This is a genomic window from Streptomyces sp. NPDC097619, from assembly GCF_040302735.1.
Classification (GTDB): Bacteria; Actinomycetota; Actinomycetes; order Streptomycetales; family Streptomycetaceae; genus Streptomyces.
The window spans coordinates 1-4,277 of record NZ_JBEOSD010000290.1 but is presented as its reverse complement, the minus strand read 5'-3'; the positions used below and the strand labels follow the sequence as shown (position 1 = coordinate 4,277).

Annotated in this window: 2 protein-coding genes; one reads left to right on the top strand and one right to left on the bottom strand. The window is 73.6% G+C overall.

Features of this window, described 5'->3' with window-relative positions:
• Nucleotides 1-83 precede the first annotated feature (83 nt).
• Nucleotides 84-545 (bottom strand): universal stress protein, encoded by a 462-nt coding sequence (locus ABTZ17_RS36405; protein WP_352200109.1) that lies wholly within the window; start codon nucleotides 543-545, stop codon nucleotides 84-86.
• A 71-nt stretch (nucleotides 546-616) separates the two neighbouring features.
• On the opposite strand from ABTZ17_RS36405, the gene lysX reads away from it, so the two are divergent.
• Nucleotides 617-3,961, top strand: coding sequence for a bifunctional lysylphosphatidylglycerol synthetase/lysine--tRNA ligase LysX (gene lysX / locus ABTZ17_RS36400; protein ID WP_352200108.1), 3,345 nt, complete (start codon nucleotides 617-619; stop codon nucleotides 3,959-3,961).
• Nucleotides 3,962-4,277: the final 316 nt, after the last annotated feature.

Genomic DNA, 4,277 nt, shown 5'->3' with positions numbered 1-4,277 from the left:
GGCGACGAACTCCTCCCCTCCCCCTGGGGGGCGCTCCGGCCCGTCCCGGCCCCGACCGGAACCCCGTTCCGCTTCCCGGCCCGTCAGGGCACCACGGTGACGGGCCAGCGCCCCGCCTTCACCAGCCGGACCGCCACCGAGCCCACCAGCCGGTGCCCGGCCCGCTCCGAGGCGCCGACCACCACCGCGTCGGCCTTCAGTTCCTCGGCGGCGCTCACCAGGCCGCCGTATGGGTCCCCCCGGAAGGTGTGGAACTCCCACCGGACCTCGAAGAGCCCCTTCAACCGCTCCGCGGACTCCCGGATCTCCTCCGCGAGGCCCTGGGCGATCTCCGCGGTGGTCTCGGCGACCGGGGCCCCCAGGGCTGCCCCGCCGGCCAGCACCGGCTGCACGTACACCACCGCCAGCAGCGCGTTCTGGCGCCGCGCCAGCCCCGCCGCGTAGGCCGCCGCCCGCAGGGAGGACTCGGAACCGTCCACCCCCGCGAGGATCACCTTCGGCCCGTCCGTACCCCGCTCGAACCCCGTGCTCTGCTGTGACGTCACCCACCGACCCTAACCGGACCGGGAAATTCCCCGCCGCGCGGACCCGGCCGCGGCTCCCTACAGTGCCAGACATGAGTGTGCGCGCCGATGACACCCGCCCGTCGCGCCGGAACCTGCCCAACCCGGCCGGTCCGGGTCCCGGGGCGGGCCCCGGGGAGCGGTTCCGGCACCGGGTACCCGACGGCTTCGGAGCCTTCTTCGGCACCCTGGGCCTGCTCTGCGCCCTGCTGGCGCTCTCCACGGGGCTCCGGAGGCTGCTCCGGCCGATCGTCCGCTTCCTGGACGTGCTCATCGTGCCCGTCAGCGCCAACCTCGCCTACGCCGTCTTCCTCTTCCTCCTCGCTGCGGCTCTGGGCGCCCGCAAGAAGGTGGCCTGGTGGATCGTGGTCGTCTACCTCGGTCTGCTCCTGCTCGTGGACGTCCTGGACTTCGTCGACGGCTACCACACCGAGGCCGCGGTCTCCTTCGCCATCGGGGCCGCCGCCCTGGCCGTCCTGGTCCTCGCCCGCAGGGAGTTCTACGCGGCCTCCCGGCCGGGCGCCTTCTGGCGGGCCCTGCTGGTGCTGGGCCTCGGGCTGCTCGCCGCGGTCCTCCTCGGCTGGGGACTGGTCGCCCTGTGGCCGGGCACCCTGCCCCGCGGGCAGTGGCTGGACTGGGCGGCCAAGCAGGTCTTCGGCGGGCTGTTCTCGGCCCGGCAGTTCGACGGCCGCCCGCCCCGCCCGCTCCCCTTCCTGCTGGGCCTCTTCGGCGCCCTCGCCCTGCTGAACGCGGCCGCCACGCTCTTCCGCTCCCAGCGGCTGACGGCCGCCCTGCACGGGGACGAGGAACCGCGGATCCGCGCCCTGCTCGGGGCCTACGGCAAGAACGACTCGCTCGGCTACTTCGCCACCCGCCGCGACAAGGCCGTGGTCTTCGCCCCCAACGGCAAGGCCGCCGTCACCTACCGCGTGGAGGCCGGGGTCTGCCTGGCCAGCGGCGACCCGGTGGGAGACCCCGGTGCCTGGACCCCGGCCGTCGACGCCTGGCTGGAGGTGGCCCGCACCTACGGCTGGGCGCCGGCCGTGATGGGCGCCTCCGAAGAGGGGGCCACCGCCTACGCCCGCTCCGGGCTGGGCGCCCTCCAGCTCGGCGACGAGGCCATCCTGCACGTGGCGCAGTTCGACCTGGACGGCCGCGACATGAGGGTCACCCGGCAGGCCGTCAACCGGGTCCGGCGCGCGGGCTGCACCACCCGCATCCGGCGGCACTCGGCGCTCACCGACGAGGAGATGAACCGGATCGTCGACCGCGCCGACCGCTGGCGCGACACCGAGACCGAACGCGGCTTCTCCATGGCCCTGGACCGGCTCGGCGACCCGGCGGACGGGGACTGCCTGCTCGTGGAGGCCTTCGACGCCGAGGAGAACCTGATCGCCCTGCTGTCCTTCGTGCCCTGGGGCCGGGACGGCATCTCCCTGGACCTGATGCGCCGGGACCGCGCGGCCCCCAACGGGGTCATGGAGTTCATGGTCGCCGAACTCTGCGCGGCGGCCCCCAAGCTCGGCGTCCGCCGGATCTCCCTGAACTTCGCCGTGTTCCGGTCCGTGTTCGAGGAGGGCGGCCGGATCGGCGCCGGACCGGTGCTGCGGCTGTGGCGGCGCCTGCTGCTGTTCTTCTCCAAGTGGTGGCAGCTGGAGGCCCTGTACCGCTCCAACGTGAAGTACGGGCCGGAGTGGTACCCCCGGATGCTCTGTTACGGGGACGCCGGCTCCCTGGCCCGGATCAGCCTCGCCTCGGGCATCGCGGAGGGCTTCGTGTCCGTACCCAGCCTGCGCAAGCTCTGGGGCCGCGGACACCCCTCCGGGGTCACCCCCGCCACCACCGCCGGGCTGCCCTCGATCGCCTCCCTGGGCCTGGCCGCCGAGGAGGAGGGGGACGCGGCCGCCGCGTCCGCCCTGCCCGAGCAGGTCCGGGTCCGCCACCGCAAGCTGGAACGGCTCCGGGCCCAGGGCGTGGACCCGTACCCCGTCGGCATCCCGCAGCGCACCCGCACCCTCGCCGAGATCCGGGCCGCCCACCCCGCGCCCGCGCCGGGGGAGCGGACCGGGGACCGGGTCACCGTCGCCGGCCGGGTCATGCTCGTCCGCGACCTCGGCGGGGTGGTCTTCGCCGTGCTGCGGGACTGGTCCGGGGACCTCCAGCTGATGTTCACCCGGGACGGCTCCGGCCCCGTTCCGCTGGACTCCTTCACCCGGACCGTCGACTTCGGCGACCACGTGGTCGCCGAGGGCGAGGTGGCGGCGAGCCGTTCCGGGGAGCTGTCCGTCCTGGTGGACTCCTGGCAGCTCACCGGCAAGTGCCTGCGCCCCCTGCCCGACAAGCGCAAGGGCCTCGCGGACCCGGAGGCCCGGGTGCGCCGCCGCTACGTCGACCTGATCTCCGGCCCCGACGCCCGGGACGTGGTCCGGGCCCGGTCCAGCGCCGTGCAGGCCCTGCGCCAGGGTCTGCTGGAACGCGGCTACCTGGAGGTCGAGACCCCGATGCTCCAGCAGATCCACGGCGGGGCCAACGCCCGCCCCTTCACCACCCACATCAACGCCTACGACCTCGACCTGTACCTGCGGATCGCCCCGGAGCTGTACCTGAAAAGGCTGTGCGTGGGCGGCCTGGAGAAGGTCTTCGAGATGGGCCGGACCTTCCGCAACGAAGGCGTCTCGTACAAGCACAACCCCGAGTTCACGATGCTGGAGGCGTACCAGGCGTTCGCCGACTACGACGTGATGCTCGACCTCACCCGCGAGCTGATCCAGGGCGCCGCGACCGCCGCCTTCGGCGCCCCGATCGCCCGGAAGGCCGGACCCGACGGACGGCTCGTGGAACACGACATCTCCGGCCCCTGGCCGGTCAAGACCCTGTACGGGGCGGTGAGCGAGGCCCTCGGCGAGGAGGTCGACGCCGACACCGAGGAGCGGGTGCTGCGACGACTGTGCGACCGCGCCGGCGTCCCCCACACCCCGGAGAACACCCGTGGGGACGTGGTCCTGGAGATGTACGAGCGACTGGTGGAGGAACGCACCCAACTGCCCACCTTCTACAAGGACTTCCCCACGGACGTGTCCCCGCTGACCCGGCAGCACCGCCGTGACCCCCGGCTCGCCGAGCGCTGGGACCTGGTGGCCTTCGGCACCGAGCTGGGCACCGCCTACTCCGAACTGACCGACCCGGTGGAACAGCGCCGACGCCTCACCGCCCAGTCCCTGCTCGCGGCGGGCGGCGACCCGGAGGCCATGGAGATCGACGAGGACTTCCTCGACGCGCTGGAATACGCGATGCCGCCCACCGGCGGTCTCGGCATCGGCGTGGACCGACTGGTCATGTTCCTCACGGGACTGACGATCCGCGAGACCCTGCCGTTCCCGCTGGTGCGCCGCTCCTGACCCCGGCGGCGCTCCCGCCGCTCCCCGGCACACCCGCCCGCACCCACTCGGATCCGGCCAGTGCACTGCTTTCCGGCCAAGCTCCGCGTGCTCCGCCGATCAGGTGCTTTCCCGGCCTTGACCAGTGTCGATGACGGATCCACGCTGTCTGCCGTGCGAGCAGTTGGTCATGAAATCCGATAAGCCCACCACGCGGCGCGCGGTCCTGATCCCCGGCGCCCTCCTCCTCGGCGCGGCCGTCACCACCGGGATCGTCACGGGAGCGGACGCCCTCTTCTCCACGGGCGACGCCGGCACCGGCGCCGGGAGCGGCGGC

What these genes read in the sequence shown, in the direction of transcription:
- lysX (WP_352200108.1), top strand. Translation starts at nt 617, where the DNA reads ATGAGTGTGCGCGCCGATGACACCCGCCCGTCGCGCCGGAACCTGCCC.